The sequence below is a fragment of the Arsukibacterium sp. UBA5043 genome (genome assembly GCA_002415085.1).
In the GTDB taxonomy this organism is placed as follows: Bacteria; Pseudomonadota; Gammaproteobacteria; order Enterobacterales; family Alteromonadaceae; genus Alishewanella.
In genome coordinates this window covers 64,655-88,639 of record DIBV01000007.1, presented here as the reverse complement: position 1 = coordinate 88,639, position 23,985 = coordinate 64,655, and the positions used below count along the sequence as shown (strand labels likewise).

The following is a 23,985-nucleotide window of genomic DNA, read 5'->3' as shown; positions in this document are numbered from 1 at the left end:
TTGGCAGCTTAATAGCTGCCGATATGTTGTTGCCATCGCACTAAGAACGGATCGATCGCTTTTGTGCGATCACCGGTTTTAGCCAGAGGGTATAAACGGGCTTCACCATTAACCTCGCCGGCCATCATCAATGTGGCACCTTGCTTTAATTGCTCAACCGCGAAAGCGCCCAGCTTGGTGGCCAGGATCCTGTCTGCACCAACCGGGCTGCCACCGCGCTGAATGTGCCCCAATATGCAGGCTCTGCACTCTATTCCTACCGCTGCGGTAAGTGCTTCGGCCAGTGCCGTGGCTCCCCCTGGGTAGCTATGTTCCGCCACCACGATTAAGTAACTGGATTTTCCTTTTAGTAACTGGGCATGCTGAATAGGCTTAATAATTTCGCGCAAATTATCTGGGCTAAGCGTGCCAAATTCCGGGCAAATTATTTGCTCCGCGCCGCCGGCAATACCCGCAGCCAGACTCAGATAACCACTATGGCGTCCCATCAATTCAACTAAGAAAATACGCTCAAAAGCGTCGGCCGTGTCGCGTATCTTATCTATCGCGTCCAGCGCGGTATCTATCGCAGTGGCAAAGCCTATTGTAGTATCGGTGCCGTCAACATCGTTATCAATGGTACCCGGCACGCCAATTAGCTGGCCTTGGTAGTGTTTGCTGATGGCCATCGTGCCGCGAAAACTGCCGTCACCGCCAATAACAATAAGCGCATCAATATTCAGTTGCTCCAGTATTGCTGCGGCCTTAACGGGCCCATCAGGTTGCTCCAGCGCCGGGCAACGGGCACTTTTTAGAATGGTTCCACCACGCTGGATTATGTTATCGACATGGTGTGGATGCAATGTTTGATATTCCTGCTCCAGCAAACCGTTAAAACCATGTTTGAACCCGATAACATCCATGTTGCCGGCACTGGCTGTTAGTAAAATAGCCCTGATACAGGCATTCATACCTGGTGCATCGCCACCCGAGGTTAATACTGCTAATCGTTTGATACTATTCATTGTATATCCCGGTGTTTTGCTGCTAGGTTGTGTTTAGGATCAGTATAGATGTTTCAAACCTGGCAAACTTGATTTGTCGCAAATATTCAGAAACGACAAGACAGTTGTACTGAAAATAAGCGACAATATCGACGCTGGACTTCCAGCCGTCGCCTGTTTGAGGAAACTTTGCTGTATGCACCAAATTACCGGAAAAAGTTTAATTGGCCTGTTGCTGGCATTAACCACAGCTATTTTATGGGGAATGTTGCCCATAGCACTAAAAATGGTATTGGACGTACTATCAGCCAATACCATTACCGCCATCCGGTTTCTGGCTGCAGCGGTTATTGTCGGGATCTGGCTGGCTGCCCGCGGCAAATTGCCCGCTCTGAAATTACTGCTTAATCGTAAAGTAGCCGGGTTAATGCTGATAGCGGTAGCGGGGTTATTATCAAACTACATTATGTACTTGAGCGGTTTAAATTATCTGAGTGCAGAAACAGGACAGGTTGTGATCCAGCTTGCTCCTTTTTTGATGATGCTAGGAGGCATCATTATTTTCAAAGAAAAACTGTTAATGTGGCAGAAAATTGGCGCTGCAACATTATTGGGTGGCTTGTTATTGTTTTTTAATGGGCGGCTCGTTCAATTGGTCATCCAGGCCAGTTCAGAATCACTTGGTGTAATATTAGTGATTGCTGCCGGTATCACCTGGGCCGCTTATGCACTTGCTCAGAAACAATTACTGGTTAATTACAGCTCTAAGCAAATTATGTATTTGCTGTATGTCGCCGGGACTATTGGTTTTATGCCGGTATCTGATTTTGCGCCATTATTCATGATGAGTTATTTGCATTGGGCTCTGTTGGTCTTTTGCTGTCTGAATACGGTCGTTGCTTATGGTGCATTTGCCGAAGCATTGCATCACTGGGAAGCATCGAAGGTGAGTGCCGTACTGGCAGTAACGCCTTTATTTACGATTTTATTTGCCAATATCACTGGCTGGATGTTTCCTGATTTTCTGCAAGCCCAGCACCTTAATCTCTGGTCGTGGCTTGGCGCAGTTATGGTGGTTACCGGTTCGGCTTTAACGGCGCTTGCGCCGCAGTTTGTTGAGTACCGGGCGGCGAGACGGGTCAGAAAGTTGCAACGGGATGTCTTTTAACCCGGGTCAGCTGCAACAAAAAAGGGCCATCGGCCCTTTTTTGTTGCAGCTATTGCTGTAATTTATGTCAGAAGAAATAACAAATGACTATTTTACCTGAACAATTTTGCAAGTATTTGAAGCGCCAATCGTTTCCATGGCGTCACCATGGGTCATAATAACCAGATCGCCGCTTTTAAGGCCTGCCTGCTGTCGAATGGCAGCAATCGCAGCATCAGCCAATGACTGTTCAACAAGTGCGGTGCTATCAAAAAATGCCGGGTAGACCCCCCGATATAGCGCCATTTTATTTAATGTTTTCTCATGCCGTGATAACGCATAAATTGGCTGAGGGGAGGTAATACGCGACATCAGCTTCGCCGTGTAGCCCGACTCTGTTAACGCTATAATTGCTTTAATATCAGATAAATGATTCGCCGCATACATTGCAGATAACGCGATAGTTTCGCTGATTTCAGTAAAGGCAACATCCATCCGGTGTTTTGAAATTTGCACGCTGGGGTGTTTTTCAGCGCCATCGCAAACACGGGCCATCGCCTTGACCGTTTCTGTTGGATATTTACCTGCCGCTGTCTCAGCAGATAACATCACCGCATCAGTACCATCGAGCACTGCATTAGCAACATCCATTACCTCAGCCCGGGTGGGCATCGGGCTTTCAATCATGCTTTCCATCATCTGGGTTGCAGTAATGACTACCCGGTTAAGCTGGCGGGAACGGGCGATAATTCTTTTTTGCTGGCCAACCAACTCGGCATCGCCGATTTCCACCCCTAGATCACCCCGCGCCACCATCACCGCATCAGAGGCCCGGATAATATCATCCAGGGTTTCATTGTCGGCTACTGCTTCGGCTCGCTCGATTTTTGCCATTAAACGGGCTTCTGATCCGGCAGCACGCGCTAATTCACGAGCCAGACGCATGTCATCACCACTACGTGGAAATGACACAGCCAGAAAATCGACATCTATTTCTGCAGCCGTAACAATATCTGCTTTGTCTTTTTCAGTCAGGGCAGGGGCAGTTAATCCGCCGCCTTGCCGGTTAATGCCTTTGTTATTACTCAGTTTGCCGCCAACCGTAACGATGGTATACACCCGATCACCGTCTACGCGCTCTACCTTTAGCTGGATCCGACCATCGTCAAGTAATAATAGGTCGCCATCGCTGACATCCTGTGGCAGCGCTTTGTAATCAATTCCGACCTGATGGTGATCGCCTTCGCCTTTAGCAAGTCCGGCGTCCAACACAAACTGCTGGCCCTCAGCTAGCAACACGGCGCCTTCTTTGAAGGTCGACACCCGAATTTTTGGCCCCTGAAGATCGCCCAGTATGGCGACATGCGCGCCCAGTTTATTTGCCGCTGCTCTTACCATCGCGGCCCGTTCCCGGTGATCATCAGCACTGCCATGAGAGAAGTTAAGCCTGAACACGGAAGCACCGGCACTGATAAGCTTTTCTATAGATTGCTGGGTATTGGTTGCGGGGCCGAGGGTTGCGACTATTTTGGTTCTTCTTGGCATCAGATGCTCCTGCTGTTGAACGCGGATCTTACACGTTCTTTAGTGTAGTGTAATTTTATTACAGAATACAGCGACATTAAGCTTAAACGTGACAGGTTGGTGCAGTTGCTCAACCTGCTGACGGGATATCTATTGTTATTAATTGTTAAAGTCTTTCTTTTCAAAGCGTGACCCACGAAGGCTGTCTTTGACTTTCTTCAGGTTCTCACGGAATTTGCTGCCCCGGCGTAAGGTAAAGCCTGTGGCCAGAATATCAATTAGCACCAATTGCGCCACGCGTGAAGCCATAGGCATGTACATGTCGGTATCTTCTGGTACATCTAAAGACAACACCAGGGTACACTCACGCGCCAACGGGCTGTCATAGGCGGTAATGCCAATTACCGTAGCATCGTTTTCCCGCGCTATAGCGGCGATATCACACAGATTTTTTGTCCGCCCGGTATGGCTGATACATACCACCACGTCACCATCTGAACTGTTTATTGCCGACATTCGCTGCATGACAATGTCATCGAAACACACTACGGGAACATTAAAACGGAAAAATTTATTCTGGGCATCATGGGCAACGGATGCCGAAGCACCCAGGCCAAAAAACGAGATCTTTTTAGCTTGCGTTAATACATCAACTGCTCGATTAATAGTATTAATATCAACATGTTGCCTTGCGGTATCTAATGCCGCCATAGTGGATTCAAAAATTTTCGCTGTGTAAGCCTCCGGGCCATCCTCTTCTTCAACGTGGCGATTTACATAAGGTGTACCATTGGCAAGGCTCTGCGCTAAATGCAATTTAAAATCAGGAAAACCTTTAGTATCAAGGCGTCGACAGAAGCGGTTAACGGTAGGCTCACTGACATCAGCCATTTTAGCCAGCGCTGCTATACTACTGTGTATAGTAATTTGTGGATTAGCCAGAATAACATCAGCAACTTTACGCTCAGATTTGCTGAAGCTGGTAACACTACCTACGATTTTTTCCAGTACATTCATCCACTAATTCCTGATCTATAAAGGTTGTTAAGGTAAAAAATGTTGTTGCCTGTTTGGTTATATACCAATTCTGCCGACAAAACAGTATTAAATTTACCACAAAACTGCAATTACATTGCTAAGGCTGCCTTAATATGTAAGATTAGTCAAAATATTAGTTATGATGTAATAAAATTACAACAAATCGGGTTTACAGCGGCATTTGGCCGCGTTAGTATGCGGTAAGTGTTGTAAAATTACATATTATTGCAAGGGTCAGACATGACAACAACAGCACAAAATGCCCAGAATAACGCCTGCGATTTAATTTTATTCGGCACTAAAGGTGATTTAGCACGGCGTAAGCTACTACCAGCCTTATACCAACTTGAAAAAGCCGGTTTGCTGGCGGCTGACTCAAGAATTATCGGGGTAGCCCGAGACGACATGGACAATGCTGGCTATCTGGAGATGGTAAAAACCAATCTAACCACGTTTCTGAAAAAAGAAACATTGGATGAGACGGTTTGGCAGCAACTTTGCGCAAAGCTTTTATATGTTCAGCTCGATTTAACCCAAACCAGTGACTATCAGAAACTCGGCAAACTGGTTGACGCCAGTAAACGTACTCCGGTGAGTTACTTCGCTACGCCGCCGGCATTATTCGGCGATCTGTGTAAAGGTCTGGCTGCCGCAGGCTTAGCAGCCGAGCCATCCAGAGTTGTGCTTGAAAAGCCCATTGGCCATGACTTAGCATCTTCAGTTGTTATTAATGATCAGGTCGCAGCACACTTTAAAGAATGTCAGATTTACCGGATTGATCATTACCTGGGTAAGGAAACGGTGCTTAACTTATTAGCGCTGCGCTTTGCTAATGCCATTTTTGCATCAAACTGGGACCATAATGCGATAGATCATGTACAGATTACGGTTGCTGAAGAAGTCGGGGTGGAAGGCCGCTGGAGTTACTATGATGATGCCGGCCAGATGCGTGACATGGTGCAAAATCATTTACTCCAGGTGTTATCTTTAATTGCGATGGAACCGCCAGCCAGATTGGACGCTGACAGCATCCGTGATGAAAAACTTAAAGTACTCAAGGCATTACGCCGGATAGATAGCAGCAATGTGCAGGAAAAAACCGTTCGTGGCCAATATGCCAGCGGTTTTGTTGCAGGAAAGCAGGTGCCGGGTTATTTAGAGGAAGAGGGGGCTCGCCAGGGAAGCCGCACTGAAACGTTTGTGGCAATCAAGGTTGATATTGACAACTGGCGTTGGGCAGGCGTGCCGTTTTACCTGCGTACCGGTAAGCGTATGCCGAAAAAGCACAGTGAAGTGGTTATCTGCTTTAAACCACAACCTCATAATATTTTTCATGAAACCTATAACGAATTGCCTGCCAATAAATTGATTATTCGGCTGCAGCCCGACGAAGGGGTGGAAGTTCAGGTAATGAACAAGATACCTGGGCTGGGTGAACACATGCGCCTGCAGCAAAGTAAACTTGATTTAAGTTTCGATGAAACGTTCAAATCACAACGGATTGCTGATGCCTATGAGCGCTTGCTGCTGGAAGCAATGCTGGGAAATCAGTATTTGTTTGTCCGTCGGGATGAGGTCGAGCAGGCCTGGCAGTGGGTTGATGGCATTCTCAATGCCTGGAAAAACAACAACGAGCCAGCGAAAACCTATCAGGCTGGCACCTGGGGCCCGGTTGCTTCCATTTCCATGTTGGCACGTGATGAGCGTAACTGGGACGAATAACTGAATTAGGCGGAAATATAAATGAAACTTCATCAATATGCCGATACCGGGGCGCTGAATACCGATTTTGCCGCAAAGCTGGTAAACGTGCTGCAGGAAGCTATAGCAGCCCGCGGTCACGCCTATCTGGTCGTTTCCGGTGGCCGTACCCCCACCGCATTATTTAATGCATTGTCAGCAGCACATTTAGCATGGCATAACGTGACCGTGTTGCTGGCTGACGAACGTTTTGTGCCGGTTGATGCACCAGACAGTAACGAGCGATTAGTTAAAGCAAACTTATTAACAGCAAAAGCAGCAAAGGCGAATTTTATCAGTTTGTATGCTCCGGCAGTGTCTGCAGAAGAGGCCGTCGCTGATGTTTTACCAAGGATAGCTGATCTCCCTGTTTTTGACGCCGTGATTCTGGGGATGGGCGAAGATGGTCATACCGCATCATTGTTTCCATGCAGTGCAGAACTCAGCGCTGGTTTGGCAGCTGACGCCCCTGCGGTACTGGCGGTTAATCCAACCACCGCACCACATCAGCGCATTTCGCTCAGTTTGCCAAGGTTACTTCATACCCGGCAGTTATTTATTCATCTGGTAGGTCCGAGCAAGCTTGAGGTGCTTACCAAAGCCCAGGCGGGCAACGATGTCAGCACTATGCCGATCCGGGCAATTTTGCAACAGCCAGAAGTTGATGTGGCCGTTATGTACGCCGCTAATTAGAGGAAGTGTTATGAATCCTGTTATTCAACGGGTAACCGATCGTATTATTGCCCGCAGCAGCAAAAGCCGCGCTATTTATCTGGCACGCATAGAAGAAGCGGGCCAGAAAGGCCCGCATCGCGGTGTGTTAAGTTGCGGTAATCTGGCGCATGGCTTTGCCGCCTGCAATAAGCAGGACAAAGCTGACTTACGAAGCCTGACCAAAGCTAATATAGGCATTATTTCTTCGTACAACGATATGTTGTCGGCACATCAGCCGTATGAGGCTTATCCTGAAATAATTAAGCAGGCGGTTAACGATGTCGGTAGCGTCGCCCAGTTCGCTGGTGGTGTACCGGCTATGTGTGATGGAGTTACCCAGGGCCAGCCTGGCATGGAGTTAAGTTTACTGAGTCGCGATATTATCGCCATGTCGGCAGCGGTGGGGTTGTCGCACAACATGTTTGATGGCGGTTTGATGCTTGGTATTTGCGACAAAATCGTGCCAGGCTTGCTCATGTCAGCATTGAGTTTCGGTCACTTACCTTTTGTATTTGTACCCGCCGGGCCAATGCCCTCTGGTATTCCGAATAAAGAAAAAGCCAGGGTTCGTCAATTGTTCGCTGAGGGCAAAGTCGGTAAAGAAGAATTATTGGAAGCAGAGTCAGCATCATACCACTCAGCAGGCACCTGCACCTTTTATGGTACAGCTAACTCGAATCAGTTAGTCGTTGAAATGATGGGCCTGCATTTGCCAGGATCTTCTTTTGTTAACCCCGGTAGCGCGCTGCGCGATGAGTTAACCAAAGCTGCCGCTCGCCAGGTTACGCGGTTAACTCAATTAGGTAATGAGTATTTACCAGTTGGAAAACTTGTTGACGCTAAAGCTCTCGTCAATGGCATTGTTGGCTTATTGGCCACTGGCGGCTCTACTAATCATACCATGCACCTGGTTGCTGTAGCGCGCTCAGCGGGTTATATCGTTAACTGGGATGATTTTGCAGAACTCTCTGCTGCAACACCATTGCTTACCCGGATTTACCCCAATGGTCAGGCTGATATTAACCATTTTCAGCATGCTGGCGGCATGGCATTGTTGATCCGCGAGTTACTGGACGCGGGCTTGTTACATGAAGATGTTCAGACGATCGCAGGGCCCGGTTTACGTCGGTACACCCAGCAACCACTGCTAAAAGATGGCAAATTGCACTGGGTAGATGCGCCAGCGCAATCTCTTGACCCCGACGTGCTTGCTACCGTTGCTAAACCGTTTAAAAGCCATGGCGGCTTAGAAGTGTTATCGGGCAATATCGGCCGCGCCATCTTAAAAACCTCAGCGTTGCGTGATGGCACGGAAGTCATTAAAGCACCCGCTGTGGTATTTCAAAGTCAGCATGAATTAGACGCTGCGTTTAAATCCGGCGAGCTTAATAAAGATTGCATCGTGGTGGTGCGTTTTCAGGGCCCCAAAGCATGTGGTATGCCAGAACTGCATAAACTGACACCACCGCTTGGCGTGTTACAGGACAGGGGCTTTAAAGTGGCTTTGGTTACTGACGGCAGAATGTCCGGTGCTTCAGGTAAAGTTCCTGCTGCAATTCATGTCACGCCAGAAGCGGTAGATGGCGGTGCCATTGGCCGGATTAAAACCGGTGATATGATCCTGGTGGATGGTAATAGCGGCAAGCTTGAGGTGTTGGTTGATGAGAGCGAATTTAATGCCAGAGAGCAGGCTCAAGCGGATCTAAGTCATAATTTTTATGGTATGGGTCGGGAAATGTTTGGTGCAATGCGCGCTCAGTTAAGTGGAGCAGAGCAGGGCGCCTGCAGTTTGTTCGTGACTGAGGAACATTTGCATGGCTAACGATGTCGATTACGCAATTGTTGCTGACATTGGCGGCACTAATGCCCGTTTCAGCAGGGTGAACCTGACCAGCCTGAACCTGGATAAAGTCGCAGTTTATCCCTGTGCCACCTTTGCCAGCCTGGCTGATGCATTGGTGCATTATCAGCAAGAACAAGCACTTACTGATTTGAAACATGTTGCTATTGCCATTGCCTGTCCGGTGACGAGTGATACTATCAGCATGACCAATTTTCACTGGCATTTTTCGGTCAGTGCGATGCAGCAACAACTTGGCTTAAACCGTTTACTGGTGATGAATGATTTTACCGCCGTAGCGATGAGCCTGCCTGCGTTGACCAAGGGCGATAAAGTTCAGATTGGTAACGGCACAGCACAACCTCATCTACCCATGGCTGTGCTGGGTGCAGGTACTGGCTTGGGTGTTGCCCATTTGATTAATGTTAACGGTCAGTTTGTTCCATTACCAGGTGAAGGCGGCCACGTGGACTGGGCGGCGCAAACCGAACAGGAATGGTTTATTCAGCAGGTATTATGTAAAGAATATGGCCATGTATCGCCAGAGCGTCTGCTATCAGGGCCGGGGCTTGAGGCGATATATCGTGCACTTGCATTGCATCGCCAGCTGGACATTGCCCCATTATCAGCCGGTGAAATTGGCAGCCTGGCACTGGCTGGGTCTTCTGAACTTGCCAGCGCCACCGTGGCACAATTTTTTGCCAGCCTGGGCAGTATAGCCGGCGATCTGGCGCTTACACTCAGTACGTTTGGTGGCGTCTATGTAGCCGGTGGTATCACTCCTAAATTACTGCCACTAATGGCAGCGAGCGAATTCAGAACCCGTTTTGAAGCAAAAGGTCGGTTTAGTGCGTTTAATCGCCAGATCGCCACTTATATCGTGACTGCGCCCCAGCCAGGTTTACTTGGTGCAGCAGTTTACTTAAAACAATCTTTGGCGAGTTAATCTATGGCATTTGAGAATTGGCAGCTCCAACCTGCTGAATTATTTGCACAAGGTGCAGTAGTTCCGGTTATTGTAATTAAAGATCTGGCAGACGCCGTACCTATGGCAAAAGCGCTGTTAGCTGGTGGTATTAAAGTACTGGAGGTAACCCTGCGAACACCGGTGGCGTTAGATGCTATCAAGTTGCTGGCAGAGCAAGTACCTGAGGCCATTGTAGGAGCCGGTACGGTTACCACTGCCGCCCAGTTGGAACAGGTCATTGCAGCAGGCGCGAAATTTGCGATTAGTCCCGGCCTGACCCGGGAGTTACTCCAAGCTGGTAAAGACTCCGTTATTCCATTGATCCCGGGAATTGCCAGTATTTCTGAGCTAATGGAAGGTACCGGCCTGGGCTATACCCATTTTAAGTTTTTTCCGGCAGAAGCCGCTGGTGGCGTAAAAACGTTAAAATCGATTTATGGTCCGTTTTCAGATATTCGGTTTTGTCCTACTGGCGGAATTAATGAAAAGAACTATCTGGAATATCTGGCATTGCCTAACGTTAGTTGTGTCGGCGGTTCCTGGATAGTGCCAGATACTGCAGTTAGTGAAAAAAATTGGTTTATGATCACTGAACTAACACGGGTTGCGGTAAAAAGGGCATCGCAAGACAACTAATCCAGTGTTTGCAGCAGTCGATGATTAAAATCGAAAATGACCGGCTGAGATGCCGGTTTTTTTGAATTTATCACGTAAAGCGCGTATAGTGGCGCACCTTTTTCATCCAGTACAATCTGTAGCGGACCTTTTAGTGATCTCAACTGCCAATATTACAATGCAATTCGGCGCCAAGCCGTTGTTCGAAAACATTTCCATTAAATTCGGTGAGGGTAACCGTTATGGCCTGATCGGGGCGAATGGTTGTGGTAAATCGACATTTATGAAAATTCTTAGTCGCGAATTGGAACCAACAGCCGGCAATGTTTCGGTAGAGCCAAATCACCGGGTCGCTAAATTGCATCAGGATCAATTTGCTTTTGAACAGTATTCCGTTATTGATACTGTGATCATGGGCCACAACGAATTATGGGCAGTCAAGGAAGAACGCGACCGTATCTATAGTAGCAGCGAGATGAGCGAAGAAGACGGCATGAAAGTAGCCGACTTAGAGGTTGCATTTGGCGAAATGGATGGTTACACCGCTGAGTCAAGAGCTGGCGAGTTGCTGATTGGCGTCGGTATTCCGGTAGAGCAACATTTTGGGCTGATGTCAGCCATCGCACCCGGTTTTAAACTGCGGGTTTTACTGGCTCAGGTGCTGTTTGCTGATCCGGAAATTATGTTACTGGACGAACCAACTAATAACCTGGATATCAATACTATTCGCTGGCTGGAGAATGTTCTGACCGAGCGCAATAGCACAATGGTTATTATTTCGCACGATCGGCACTTTTTAAACAGCGTCTGCACCCATATGGCTGACCTCGACTACGGTGAGCTGCGGTTGTACCCGGGCAACTACGATGAATATATGTTTGCCGCTACGCAGGCCCGCGAGCGTTTGCTATCCGATAACGCCAAGAAAAAATCTCAGATTGCCGAGTTACAAACCTTTGTAAGCCGGTTCTCGGCTAACGCCTCGAAAGCCAAGCAGGCAACATCACGTGCTAAACAAATTGATAAAATTCAGTTAGAAGAAGTAAAAGCATCCAGTAGGGTAAACCCGTTTATCCGCTTTGAGCAGCAAAAACAACTTTATCGCTTAGCCTTGGAAGTAGAAGGGCTTAATAAAAGCTTTACTGACCTGCATCTGCTTAAAAATCTTAATTTGACGGTAGAGGTTGGTGAAAAAGTCGCTATTTTAGGTGCCAACGGTATCGGTAAAACCACGCTATTAAAGTGTCTGATGGGTGATCTAAAGCCGGAATCAGGTGTCGTGAAATGGTCTGAAAATGTCAAAATTGGCTATTACGCGCAGGACCATGCTCATGAATTTTCTGAGGCAATGAGTTTATTTGACTGGATGAGTCAATGGAAACAGCCCTCAGATGATGAGCAGGCTATCCGGGGCATTTTAGGCCGTTTATTATTCTCACAGGATGAAATTAAAAAGTCGGTGAAAGTGCTGTCAGGTGGCGAAAAGGGCAGAATGCTGTTTGGTAAGTTAATGCTGCAGCGGCCCAACATTCTGGTGATGGATGAACCCACTAACCACCTGGATATGGAATCTATTGAGTCATTGAATATGGCGCTGGAACATTACAAAGGCACCCTGATTTTTGTCAGTCATGACCGCGAGTTTGTGTCATCTCTGGCCAGCCGGATCATTGAAATAACCAACCAGGATATACGTAATTTTGTTGGTACTTACGAAGAATATTTAACCGCCCAGGCCAGCTGACTTTCAGCAATTGACACCATCAACCCGATCAAAAGCCGGTAACGCGTTGCGCTGCCGGCTTGTTTTTTGTCATTCCAGCCCCACGTTACTGTTATAGCATTCTATTTTGTCAATCGCTTAGTTAACAGGAGAGGTAAGTATGAAAGTAAATATTGGTATTGAAGAGAACGAGCGCAAAGCAATTTGTGAAGGGCTGGCCGTGCTGTTAGCTGACACCTATACCCTGTATCTTAAAACCCATAATTATCACTGGAATGTAACCGGCCCCATGTTTCAAACTTTGCATACGTTGTTTGAAACCCAATATATAGAATTGGCAGAAGCCGTTGATGAAATTGCTGAACGGATCCGCGCGCTAGGGGAGTTTGCACCGGGCTCTTATAAAGAGTTTGCCAAACTAACCAGCATTAAAGAAGCAGACGGTATTCCAGCTGCAGAAGACATGATTAAAGATTTGGTCAAAGGCCAGGAGGCAATTGCAAAAACAGCGCGATCTATCGTGCCGGTGGCGGATAAAGCTGCTGATGAAGTTAGTCTGGACCTGTTAACTCAGCGGATGACAGTGCATGAAAAAACGGCCTGGATGTTACGCAGCCTGGTCGCATAATAAATTAGCATCGTTAACGAAACAGCGCCCCGGCGCTGTTTTTTTATTCATATTCGTTTCAAATCAGCGTTTAATCGTAATGTCATGAAAAAGTACTAAGTTTTTCCTGCAAAAACTTGTAAAATCGGCAGCAGCAGTAACACTTAAAAGCGTCAGATGCTTTTGGTGCTGATAGACCCAACCGGAGATGTCCCCGATGAACGCCTTGCAATATGCGCAAAATGCTGTCGATCTATTTGTTTTCCCAGATAGCTACCTTCGCGTGAAAGAACTAATGGAATCGGATACGGCTAGTCTGGATGACATCGCTGAAGTTATTTTACTTGATCCTGTACTTACCTCAAAATTGTTAAAACTGGCTAACAGCGCTGTCTATCGCTTGCCGTACCAGGTCGAATCTGTTAGTAAAGCACTATTAGTATTGGGTAAATCTCAGTTATACAATCTGGTGATCAGCATTGCTGTCAGTTCAGCATGCAGCAAGCTGCGGTCATCGTCTATCGATTTAGAGCGTTTTTGGGAGCAGAGCATCAATGCGGCTCTGATTGGTAAGTATCTGGCAAACTTTTGCGGTTTGCGTCAGCCTGATCGACTGTATGTAACCGGCTTGCTGCACAATATTGGTGAGTTAGTCGTAATGCAGCAAGCGCCAGACAATGCAGCTCATTGTCAGAACTACAATGATGAGGTCAAACCTTGGCAATTGCAGCAAACTATTCTCGGTTTTACCTACGCATCGTGTGGCGGCGAGCTGCTAAACCTATGGCAGTTGCCTGACAGCATTGTCGAACCCCTGACCCGGCAGCACAGCACCCAGTTTAACGCCGCAGAGCCAGATATCTTAATCAGTTACCTGGCAGTGCGGATGGCATTAGCCAATCAGCACCCTGATATTTATAGTATTAAATCTTTGATTGATCCCTTTGTGCTGGAATTATTACATCTGGAACAAGCAGACTTAATTAAGGCTATCGATTTTTGCAATACTGAAGGTTTATTTATCCTGTCTGTTTTAAACCCCCGTATCAGCACTATTTATTAATCCAATCCTTTACCGGCACTGTTTGCAGTGCCGGCGCTATTATCTGGAACACTGTTATGTCTGAAGTAAAAGTTAAAGCCTCGTTATATACCGCCTATTCCGGCTCAGCCTTATTAGAAACACCGCTATTAAATAAAGGGAGTGCCTTTAGCAAAGAAGAGCGTGCTGTATTCAACCTAACTGGCTTGCTTCCGCCCCGTTTTGAAACGATAGAAGAGCAGGTAAGCCGGGCTTATATGCAATATAAAAGTTTTGATACGGCGATTAACAAGCATATTTATCTGCGGGCCATTCAGGACAATAATGAAACCTTGTTTTACCGGCTGGTGCAGCAACACCTGGAAGAAATGATCCCGATTATTTATACCCCCACTGTTGGTGACGCCTGTGAACAATTCTCTGACATTTACCGCAGTGCCCGCGGCTTATTCATCAGCTTTGAAGATCGCTATAATCTGGATGATGTACTGCGTAATGCCACAAAAGCCAAAGTCAAAGTCATCGTAATAACCGATGGGGAACGGGTGCTGGGACTCGGAGATCAAGGCATCGGCGGCATGGGTATTTCTATCGGTAAACTCTCGCTTTATACCGCCTGTGGTGGCATAAGTCCGGCTTATACCTTACCGGTTATGCTCGACGTTGGTACGAATAATGAAAAACTGTTAAATGATCCGATGTATATGGGTTTGCGGCAAAAACGGGTCAATCAGGAAGATTACAACGAATTTGTTGAGTTGTTTATCAAGGCGGTAAAACGGCGCTGGCCGGAGGCGATAATTCAGTTTGAAGATTTTGCCCAGCCCAATGCTATGCCGTTATTGCAGCGCTATCGTGATCAGATTTGCTGTTTTAATGATGATATCCAGGGCACCGCTGCCGTTACTGTCGGTACTCTACTTGCCGCCTGCCTAAGCAAAGGGGTAAAACTTAGTACGCAGAAAGTGGTCTTTGTTGGTGCCGGCTCAGCCGGTTGTGGTATTGCTGAGCAAGTGATTAGTCAGATGGTAGCCGAAGGAATTACAGAGCAGCAGGCCCGTACACAAATTTTTATGATTGACCGCCCGGGGTTGCTGACTGATGCCATGCCGGATTTACGCGATTTTCAGCAGGCGCTGACCCAAACCACCAGCGCCATTGCTAACTGGAATTACAGTGGTGATTATCCCAGCTTACTGGATGTGATGCACTGTGCCACACCCGACATACTGATTGGTGTGTCAGGTCAGGCCGGCCTGTTTACTGAACAGGTGGTGCGGGCAATGAAAAAAGGCTGTGCCAAACCTATTATATTTCCGCTAAGTAATCCGTCCCGACAGGTAGAAGCTACGCCACAGCAGGTAATTGAGTGGACCGACGGTGAGGTGATTGTTGCAACCGGCAGCCCCTTTGCGCCGATTGAATACCAGGGCAAAACACATCATATTGCACAGTGTAATAATAGCTATATTTTCCCGGGTATCGGGCTGGGTGTTATTGCCGTAAAAGCCCGCTTAATCAGTGATGAGATGCTGCGGGCAGCCAGCAAAACCCTAGCAGCGACCTCGCCATTAGCTAATACCGGTAAAGGTGGTCTATTACCTCCTTTTACTGCTCTGGCAGAGCTGAGCAAAAAAATCGCTTTTGCCGTAGCTAAAGTGGCGCAGCAACAAGGACTGGCTTTGGAGATTGAAGATAATCTGTTACAACAACGGATCGACGATAATTTCTGGAAACCACAATACCGCCACTATAAACGGGTTAGTGGTTAACAAAGGCGTTTCCAAGTCAGACGGATAAACCTTGTTACATTTAGTGCTTAGACTATGCTCCTTATTAACGGTACGCTGAGAATTATATTCGCCCGTTAATAAGGAACTGTAATGCGCAAATCGTTGTTATGTATTGCTGTCGCCGGCATTCTGGCCGGTTGTAGCCCAGCCCCCGAAAACTCCACAAACAATTCAGCTGAAAATCCGGTTACGGCTCAGGCCACGGTAGCGGCTTCTTCCACCACAGAGCGTTTGAACCAGTGGTTTGAAGAAAAATATGAGCAGCAATTACAGCAAAGTCCATTGCAGATGACTTTTCTTGGCCGCAAAGACAAATATGATCAAATTGACGATGTCACTATTGCCGCTGAAGAACAACAGCTGGCCTGGCTGGCGGCGAGTGTTGCTGAACTGAAGGCCAATTTTAATTACGATGAGCTTGATCTTGAAGCACAAACATCATACGACGTCTGGGTTTACCAGTATGAAATGGCAAAAGCCGGTGCCGCGTTCAGAACCAATAATTTTGTATTTACCCAAATGCAGGGCATCCACGCTTTACTACCACAAATACTAATCAATTTTCATAAAGTTGATAGTGCAGAGGATATGCAGGCCTATGTGACGCGAATTGAAGGGATAAGCAAAGCGATTACCGACTTACTGCAACGGGCAAAGCAAAATGCTGAGCAAGGGGTACGGCCACCACGCTTTGCCTATGAAGGCGTGATGCAGCAGCTTGATAATCTATTGGCCGGCGCTCCATTAACGGATTCTGAGCAGGACATTCCGCTATGGGCCGACACTAAGGCTAAAATCAGCAGCCTGATTGCTGCCGACAAAATCAGTGATGAGCAGGCAGAACAACTTCGTAATGATGCCAGAATGGCCTTAGAGCAGTATTTTCAACCGGCATACAGCGGTCTGAAGCAATGGCTGCAGGATGATATTGATAATACCGACTCGGTCGCTACCGGGGTTGGAAAACAAGCAAACGGTGAAGCCTACTATAACCACCAGTTGAAAGTATCAACGACCACAGATCTAACTGCTCAAGAAATCCATCAGATTGGCTTGAACGAGGTGGAAAGGCTGACCGCTGAGATGACAGCAATAAAAAATAAAGTCGGCTTTCCTGGAGATCTGCAGGAGTTTTTCAAATTTATAAAAAAAGATGATCAGTTTTACTATCCGGACACTGATGCGGGACGTCAGGGCTATATTGACGATTCCCAGCAATATCTGGATTTTATCAACAGTCGCTTGCCTGAGTTTTTTGGCACGTTGCCAAAGGCCGGTCTTATTGTAAAAAGGGTTGAACCTTTCAGGGAACAGCCAGGTGCTGCTCAGCACTACTTCCCGGGTACGCCAGACGGCAGCAGACCCGGCGTGTACTACGCCCATTTGTCGGATATGCGTTCTATGCCGAAAAATGAAATGGAAGCGATTGCTTATCATGAGGGTAGTCCAGGTCATCATATGCAAATTTCAATTGCGCAGGAGTTAACATCTGTACCAACGTTCCGGACTCAGGCTGGTTTTACCGCCTACGTCGAGGGCTGGGCACTTTACTCTGAGCTGCTGGCCAAAGAAATGGGGGCGTATCAGAACCCCTATTCAGATTTTGGCAGGCTTATTACCGAAATGTGGCGCGCAGTACGCCTGGTGGTTGATACCGGACTACATAGCAAAAGCTGGACCGAACAGCAGGCTATTGATTACTTCCGTGAAAAAACGCCGATTGCTGAAGGCGCGGTAGTGTCTGAGGTACGGCGATATATCGTGATGCCTGGCCAGGCTACAGCGTACAAAATTGGCATGATTAAAATACGTGAATTACGCCACTATGCTGAGCAGGAGTTGGGAGAGCGTTTTGATATACGTGAATTTCATGACACGATTTTAACCGGTGGAGCCTTGCCACTTAGCGTACTAGAACGACGAGTGAAAAACTGGGTTAACGAGGTAAAAAGCAGTGAAACCCGCTAAGCCATAACGCTTTACGGGTTGTCAGTGTCGGCGCATTACTGGTAACCCGTTACTTTATACTAACTTAGTCAATGACAATATAGTCATTTTCGAAGTAACAACCCTGGTGCTCTGCCGGGTGCAACTGCACAAAACGCCCGGCAACCTGTTCTATTGCCACGCATTGCTCCACTTCAAACACATTATCGGTGTGAGGTTTGTCCCATTCAAGATTAAGTTGCTGTTTTGCCAGTTGCTTTGCGTGAGTTTTGTTATCCGCAACCAGCATGAAATAACGGTGTTCTTCACCGAATAGGCTGCTGAGATAGCCACCTAAATTAATAAAAAACAATTTAGGGCCGTTGGTCTGAGGCGTATCGGCTAAGGTAACAGCAAACCGGTCTACACCAGATATGGCCATCCAGGCATCAATATGTAGCCCTTTTGGCTCGGCAAACCATAATGCGCGTAATTGCGGATAGGTTTGCTCAAGGTTATCACCGGCAACAAAAACCACATCATGTAATTCAACATTCGCTTTCGGGTGGCTGCCACCTAACATCACCATATACAACATGAATTTAAATCCTTATACCTGTTTGCTCAGGCGCAGATAGTAGCGGGTAACATACTAGATTACTATTGGCTTACTTTGCCAGATTACCTTAAATCCCTTATTTAACATGTACAAAAATAAAAGTGGTAACAACAGGGTTTTTAAAAAAAACAAGGCCATGACGTTAAGAATATTGGTTACTGCATTGTCCAGCCGCTGCTTTAACTGATAAACCTGCCGGGGATTTACCGCGTCTTTAACCGCAGCTATACCATCCCCCAGTGAATTAAAGCTATTAGCAATAGCAGCAAAGAAGCCCGGTGTTTTTCCTTCTAAAGCCAGCTCGGCAAGCTGGATCTGGTTACGAATGTCAGCCTGTTGGCGAAGCAGGCTTTGCTGCTCATTTTGCCAGCGCTGCTGCATTGTACGGCGCTGTTTTATTTTATCAGTTAATTGTTCAACTCTGGGATCAGGGTTAAGATAATTCAGCCGTTGCAGTACCCCAAGCTCGCGCAACAGATTGTTTAATTGTTGTTCGAGGCGGCCAAGCTCCTGTTGTGCCATTGGTTGTTGTTGCTCTAGTTTTTGCAGTGTTTGACTGATTGTTGCCAATTGCAGCTGTAAGCTCGAAATATCTTCTGTCAGGTCACGACTCAGGGCCGGATTAATGAGTTGATTTCCCTGATCCTGAACCCCTTCAATAGACTCCAGAATATGCATCTGCTGCTGGGTGCGATCGTATAAAAAGGCCCGGTCAACCAGGCCATTAGCGGCCACGACTACCACCAGAGCAAAACGCAGAAACAACAACGCTAAAAAACAACGTAGCAGCAGCATCTTTAAATAGCCTGAGGTAAACACCCCGGGTAATAGTGAGCTAATCAGTACAGATAATGCGGAAATGCTCAGTATTATTTTGAAAAAAGTATCGCTGACAATTTCAAGTAATACTTTTTGAATCACCAGTGAACCAATAGCCAGTTTCATGGCCGAGGAATATTGTTCAACCAGATCGTTCAGGGGATCAAGGATCTCACCTGCGCCAACAGAGCCACCAACTCCTACACTGAATTCAAAGGTGACAGATTGCAAAAAAGAAATAAGGGCATTCATGCCCCTGGCAATTAAAAAAGCAGAACCGGCCTCAATTAAGGCATCATCAATGTAAGCAGTAGTGTAGCGATCAATAATGCCACTCCAGGATAAAACAACACTGATCACGATAAGACTAAATATAAACCAGCGGATCTTGCTGGAATAAACACTATGTTTATTACTGATAATTGCTTCGGCCATCGCGTTGCCTCTGAGCTTAGGTATAAATGCTAAAATGCTAAAATGCTAAAATGCTAAAATGCTAAACGATGCTAGCAGTCAGATGCGGTGCTGTCGATGCACATGCACCGCTTAACTCAAATTACCGCAGCCTGTCGCCAATTGAGCGAGTTTAGTGATCATCATCAGCTAAAAACCGTATATTGCAGGTATTGATGTGACCAAACATTTTTCTGTCGGAAAGACCTGACTGAGTCGCGCGGACAATGACGTAGTTCACTCAGGTTTTTCCAGTAAATTAACGGCGAATATGCCGCAGAAGGACATTACATGACAACAGCATGGCAAAACGCGATATGCCTCGCCGTATTATTATTAGTTAACGGTGTCAGTTTTAGCACCGTTGCTCAGAACCGCGATGCAGGTAGGGCTGCTCAGGTGATCAGTATGCCTGTAGAGTTCGAACGTGTTACTAAGCAGATTGAAGCGGTTGGCTCAGCTGAAGCAGTGCGATCAGTGGTTATTTATCCTGCTGTAGCCGATAAAGTCACTGCAATTCATTTTAAACCTGGCCAGAAAGTACAGCGTGGCGATATTTTATTGGAACTGGACGCACGTCGGCAACGGGTGGCGGTGGACCGGGCTCGGATCCAGCTTGCTGATGCTGAGCGTACGCTGGAGAGACTGACAACCAGCCGGCAACAGGGCGCAGTACCTCAAATCCAACTGGATGATGCGGCTACGGCGCGTGATTTGATTAAAGTGGCGTTGACAGAGGCCGAAACGGAACTTGCGGATCGCACCGTCAGAGCCCCGTTTGCCGGCGTCGTTGGTTTAACCGATGTTGAAATTGGCGATAGAATTACGCAGCAAACCCAGATAACCACTTTGGATAACCGCAGCCAGTTATTAATTAATTTCAGGGCTCCGGAAACTGCCCTGAGCATGTTGCAACAGCAACCTGAACTTACCTTGCAACCCTGGCAGGGTGACGCCATAAATCTTGACGCCGAAATTAGTCAGGTAGATTCCCGCATAGACAATGTTAACCGTACCATCAGAGTACGGGCTCTGCTTGATAACAGCGACGATTTATACCGCCCTGGCATGAGTTTCCGGGTGAAACTTGAAGTTAGCGGAGAAGCTTATGCCGTTGTACCTGAAGCCGCTTTGTTGTGGGGCGCCACCGGCGCTTATGTCTGGATGGAACAAGATAATAAAGCCAAAAAAGTCGACGTGCAGATAAAACAGCGACTCAGTGGCCGGTTACTGGTAGCGGCCGATTTAGCTGAAGGTGATATGTTAATTACCGAAGGGGTCCAAACCTTGCGTGCCGGGCAGAGTGTGCAGGCTGCTAATGTGCAAAGGGCCGGTTTATGAACCCGAATCCAATCCATAGCGATTTACCGTCACTGTCTATTCGCCGGCCAGTTCTGATTATTGTACTGAACCTGTTAATCATTATTGCCGGTATTGCCGCCATCAATGGCCTGGAAGTTCGTGAGTTACCTGATGTCGATCGACCAATCGTATCGGTAACAGCAAGTTTCCCCGGCGGTTCACCAGAGACGGTAGATACCGAAGTGACCAGCAGACTTGAAGGTGCCGTCGCCAGAGTATCAGGTGTCAAATCTATTAATGCCTCGAGTGAAGAAGGGAGTTCACGGGTGCGGGTGGAATTCCGGCCGGGTGTTAATTTAGATGATGCTGCCAACGAAACCCGTGAAGCCGTTAGCCGGGTTCAGCGTGAACTGCCTGAGGCGGTGGAACGCCTGGCTATTATTAAAGCAGATAATGATGCAGAGTCTGTGGTCAGTATTGCCGTTTCCAGCAACACCCTGGATTTAGAAACCCTGACCGAACGCATTGAAACCGACCTTGCCCCTTTATTTTTAACCATACCAGGTGTAGCCGATGTCAGATTAAATGGCGACCGGCAACGCGTACTACGGGTGATCCTTGATCCACTTCGACTAACCAGTTTCAATCTGGCGGTTACTGACGTTGCTGCAGCGCTTCGGCAGGCACCTTTTGATGTTCCCGCTGGTAGCCTGCGCTCCACCGACCAACAACTTATTGTCAGAGCTGATGCGACCTCGGTAAGCGCCGGGCAGGTAGAGGATATTATCATTAGTGGTGATACCCGGATTGGAGATGTTGCCACAGTGTATTTTGGACCAGCAGATGCCAACAGCATGGTGAGACTGGATGGTCGACCGGTTATTGGCCTGGGCATCATTCGTCAGGCTCGCTCGAATACCATTGAAATCTCTGATGAAGTGTTGGCGCTGGTAAAAAATGTTGAAAGCCGCTTTCCGGAACTGCAATTGCAGGTCACGTCTGATGATGCTGAATTTATCCGTGGTTCAGTACGTGAAGTGATTACCTCTTTAGCACTAACGGTACTGCTGGTTATTTTTACCCTGTGGCTGTTTATCGGCTCCTGGCGCGCCACTATCGTGCCTGCTTTATCCATTCCGGTATCACTGATTGGCGCATTAGCAGCAATTTGGTTAATGGGTTTTTCAATTAACATTTTAACTTTGTTAGCATTGGTCCTTGCCACCGGCCTGATTGTCGATGATGCCATTGTGGTGTCGGAAAATATTCAGCGCCGACGCAGCATGGGGCTTGGTGCTCGTGCTGCCGCTGTCATCGGCACCCGTGAGGTATTTTTTGCCGTGGTGGCAACTACCGCCGTATTAGTTGCTGTTTTTGTGCCGATTGCATTTTTACCGTCAACCGCCGGGCGATTATTCCGTGAATTCGGTGGCGTATTAGCAGCCGCCGTTATCATTTCATCCTTTGTAGCGTTGTCGCTGGTACCCGCGTTAACTGCAAGGTTGCCGATTAAACAGAACGCAAAGAATATGTTCGCCGGAATAGGTAACCGACTGTTAACGGTATACAGCCGAAGTTTGCACTGGACTTTGGATCATGCCCTGATGGTATTTATTGCCTGCTTATTGGCCGCTGGCGGGGCAGGTGCATTATACACTGTACTTGATAACGAATTGATGCCAAGCGAAGACCGTGGCACCATCCGGGTGTTTGCCCGGGGGCCTGATGGGGTTGGTTTAAACTTTATGGACCGGCAAGCCGATAAAATGGAAGAAATTTTACTGCCTTATGTTAATGGTGGTGATATCGATTCTATTTATACGGTGGTTGGCCAGTGGGATCCAAACCTGGTATTTATTACCGTGCCACTTAAAAACTGGAGTGAACGTGACAAATCGCAACAGGAGATTATCAATCAGATCAGCCCGCAGCTGGCGGCCATCCCGGGCGCTCCGGCGCGCGCTTTTGGTTCTAACAGTTTAAACTTACGCGGCCAGGGTGGCGGCCTGGAGTTAGCTTTAACCGGCGAATCTTATGCTGGCATTTTTGCTGCTGCACAAGCATTTTCAAAGGTTATTCAGCAGCAAATGCCTGAACTGGGAATGCCCCGTATTTCTTATCAACCCACGCAACCCCAGTTAAGAGTAAATATAGACCGGCGCCGGGCAGAAGAGCTTGGTGTGCCATTGTCGGATATTGCTGCGACCTTGCGCGTAGCAATAAATGGCGACGACCTGGCTGATCTGAATGTCGGTGATCAATCAGTACCCATCATTCTGCAAGCGGCAGCAACATCGGTTACTAATCCTTCCGATCTGGCAAACCTCTATGTGGGTTCAAGTTTAGGCGGCTTAGTACCGCTATCCAGCTTGGCATATATTTCAGAGGAAGGTGTCGCTGCGGAGCTGGAACGCCAGGCACAGCGCCGGGCAATTGAAATGGAAATGGAATTGCCGGTAGATTTCCCCCTGGAGCAGGCGGTTGAACAATTACGTACTTTAGCGCAACAAGAGCTACCTGCAAATGTCGGCCTGGTATTTTTAGGTGAAGCATTAACCTTTGAGGAAACCGCCCGTGAAGTCACGCTAACTTATGTGTTAGCGTTTGTTATTGTGCTGCTGGTTTTAGCCGCCCAGTTTGAGAGTGCCAACAGTGCCATCGTAGTAATGGCGACCGTGCCATTTGGTATCGCTGCGGCGTTATTTGCGTTGTTTTTAACCGGTACCTCAATCAATATTTACTCTCAGATTGGTCTGGTTATGTTAATCGGATTATTAGCAAAAAATGCTATTTTACTGGTTGAGTTTGCTGACCAGTTACGCGATCGTGGCTACTCTGTGCGTAAAGCCGTAGAGGAAGCCGCACAAATTCGCCTGCGGCCAATTGCCATGACGTTGTTGTCAACGCTATTAGGTGGCTTGCCGCTGATTTTATCTTCCGGCGCAGGCGCTGAAGCACGGAATGCAATTGGTTGGGTGGTATTTGGCGGTCTGGGTATTGCAGTGATATTTACGTTGTATCTTACCCCGGTTCTTTATCTCGCTCTGGCTCGCTTTGCTAAACCACGGGCTGACGAAAGTAACCGGTTGGAGCGTGAATTGGAAGCGGCACAAAGGCTTGATTGATCATGGTT

18 protein-coding genes are annotated in these 23,985 nt (G+C 47.5%); 13 read left to right on the top strand and 5 right to left on the bottom strand.

The window, feature by feature from the left end; genetic code table 11:
• Nucleotides 1–8 precede the first annotated feature (8 nt).
• A complete protein-coding gene (locus B2Q61_RS09415) occupies nucleotides 9–1,004 on the bottom strand; it encodes an ATP-dependent 6-phosphofructokinase (protein WP_290615527.1) in 996 nt (331 codons plus the stop codon).
• 175 nt (nucleotides 1,005–1,179) lie between these two features.
• On the opposite strand from B2Q61_RS09415, the gene B2Q61_RS09410 reads away from it, so the two are divergent.
• Complete coding sequence (locus B2Q61_RS09410; protein ID WP_290615526.1) at nucleotides 1,180–2,151, top strand: DMT family transporter; 972 nt, start codon at nucleotides 1,180–1,182, stop codon at nucleotides 2,149–2,151.
• Nucleotides 2,152–2,238: 87 nt separating this feature from the next.
• On the opposite strand, the gene pyk is transcribed toward B2Q61_RS09410, so the two are convergent.
• Nucleotides 2,239–3,675, bottom strand: coding sequence for a pyruvate kinase (pyk, locus tag B2Q61_RS09405; RefSeq protein ID WP_290615525.1), 1,437 nt, complete (start codon nucleotides 3,673–3,675; stop codon nucleotides 2,239–2,241).
• A gap of 138 nt (nucleotides 3,676–3,813) precedes the next feature.
• A complete protein-coding gene (locus B2Q61_RS09400) occupies nucleotides 3,814–4,671 on the bottom strand; it encodes a MurR/RpiR family transcriptional regulator (protein WP_290615524.1) in 858 nt (285 codons plus the stop codon).
• A gap of 261 nt (nucleotides 4,672–4,932) precedes the next feature.
• Between B2Q61_RS09400 and zwf the strand changes: the two genes are divergently transcribed.
• The 10 genes from zwf to B2Q61_RS09350 all read left to right on the top strand — a co-directional run bounded on the left by zwf (nucleotide 4,933) and on the right by B2Q61_RS09350 (nucleotide 17,701).
• The gene (gene zwf / locus B2Q61_RS09395) at nucleotides 4,933–6,414 is read left to right on the top strand and encodes a glucose-6-phosphate dehydrogenase (protein ID WP_290615523.1); all 1,482 of its coding nucleotides are present in this window, start codon (nucleotides 4,933–4,935) and stop codon (nucleotides 6,412–6,414) included.
• A 21-nt stretch (nucleotides 6,415–6,435) separates the two neighbouring features.
• On the top strand, nucleotides 6,436–7,125 hold the full coding sequence (gene pgl / locus B2Q61_RS09390; protein ID WP_290615522.1) for a 6-phosphogluconolactonase: 690 nt from the start codon (nucleotides 6,436–6,438) through the stop codon (nucleotides 7,123–7,125).
• Between the two features lie 10 nt (nucleotides 7,126–7,135).
• Nucleotides 7,136–8,968: a phosphogluconate dehydratase gene (gene edd, locus B2Q61_RS09385; RefSeq protein ID WP_290615521.1), complete on the top strand. Its 1,833-nt coding sequence runs from the start codon at nucleotides 7,136–7,138 to the stop codon at nucleotides 8,966–8,968.
• Complete coding sequence (glk, locus tag B2Q61_RS09380; protein ID WP_290615520.1) at nucleotides 8,961–9,932, top strand: glucokinase; 972 nt, start codon at nucleotides 8,961–8,963, stop codon at nucleotides 9,930–9,932. Before edd ends, glk begins: the two co-directional genes overlap by 8 nt.
• A gap of 3 nt (nucleotides 9,933–9,935) precedes the next feature.
• A complete protein-coding gene (locus B2Q61_RS09375; protein WP_290615519.1) occupies nucleotides 9,936–10,589 on the top strand; it encodes a bifunctional 4-hydroxy-2-oxoglutarate aldolase/2-dehydro-3-deoxy-phosphogluconate aldolase in 654 nt (217 codons plus the stop codon).
• A gap of 133 nt (nucleotides 10,590–10,722) precedes the next feature.
• Entirely contained in the window at nucleotides 10,723–12,312 is a 1,590-nt protein-coding gene (locus B2Q61_RS09370; protein ID WP_290615518.1) for an ABC-F family ATPase, read from the top strand.
• Between the two features lie 139 nt (nucleotides 12,313–12,451).
• Complete coding sequence (locus tag B2Q61_RS09365; RefSeq protein WP_290615517.1) at nucleotides 12,452–12,919, top strand: Dps family protein; 468 nt, start codon at nucleotides 12,452–12,454, stop codon at nucleotides 12,917–12,919.
• 196 nt (nucleotides 12,920–13,115) lie between these two features.
• Nucleotides 13,116–13,961 carry an HDOD domain-containing protein gene (locus tag B2Q61_RS09360; RefSeq protein ID WP_290615516.1) on the top strand — a complete coding sequence of 282 codons (846 nt, stop codon included), beginning with the start codon at nucleotides 13,116–13,118 and terminating at the stop codon, nucleotides 13,959–13,961.
• Nucleotides 13,962–14,017: 56 nt separating this feature from the next.
• Nucleotides 14,018–15,712: an NAD-dependent malic enzyme gene (locus B2Q61_RS09355; protein ID WP_290615515.1), complete on the top strand. Its 1,695-nt coding sequence runs from the start codon at nucleotides 14,018–14,020 to the stop codon at nucleotides 15,710–15,712.
• Between the two features lie 111 nt (nucleotides 15,713–15,823).
• Nucleotides 15,824–17,701, top strand: coding sequence for a DUF885 domain-containing protein (locus tag B2Q61_RS09350; RefSeq protein WP_290615514.1), 1,878 nt, complete (start codon nucleotides 15,824–15,826; stop codon nucleotides 17,699–17,701).
• Nucleotides 17,702–17,765: 64 nt separating this feature from the next.
• Here B2Q61_RS09350 and B2Q61_RS09345 read toward each other — a convergent pair whose 3' ends face one another.
• Complete coding sequence (locus tag B2Q61_RS09345) at nucleotides 17,766–18,257, bottom strand: DUF1543 domain-containing protein (RefSeq protein ID WP_290615513.1); 492 nt, start codon at nucleotides 18,255–18,257, stop codon at nucleotides 17,766–17,768.
• 54 nt (nucleotides 18,258–18,311) lie between these two features.
• The gene (locus B2Q61_RS09340) at nucleotides 18,312–19,532 is read right to left on the bottom strand and encodes a hypothetical protein (RefSeq protein ID WP_290615512.1); all 1,221 of its coding nucleotides are present in this window, start codon (nucleotides 19,530–19,532) and stop codon (nucleotides 18,312–18,314) included.
• Between the two features lie 309 nt (nucleotides 19,533–19,841).
• On the opposite strand from B2Q61_RS09340, the gene B2Q61_RS09335 reads away from it, so the two are divergent.
• Together B2Q61_RS09335 and B2Q61_RS09330 are read left to right on the top strand one after the other, a co-directional pair.
• Nucleotides 19,842–20,891, top strand: a complete 1,050-nt coding sequence (locus B2Q61_RS09335) for an efflux RND transporter periplasmic adaptor subunit (RefSeq protein WP_290615511.1) — start codon at nucleotides 19,842–19,844, stop codon at nucleotides 20,889–20,891.
• Nucleotides 20,888–23,977, top strand: coding sequence for an efflux RND transporter permease subunit (locus B2Q61_RS09330; protein WP_290615510.1), 3,090 nt, complete (start codon nucleotides 20,888–20,890; stop codon nucleotides 23,975–23,977). Before B2Q61_RS09335 ends, B2Q61_RS09330 begins: the two co-directional genes overlap by 4 nt.
• The last annotated feature ends 8 nt before the right edge of the window (nucleotides 23,978–23,985 follow it).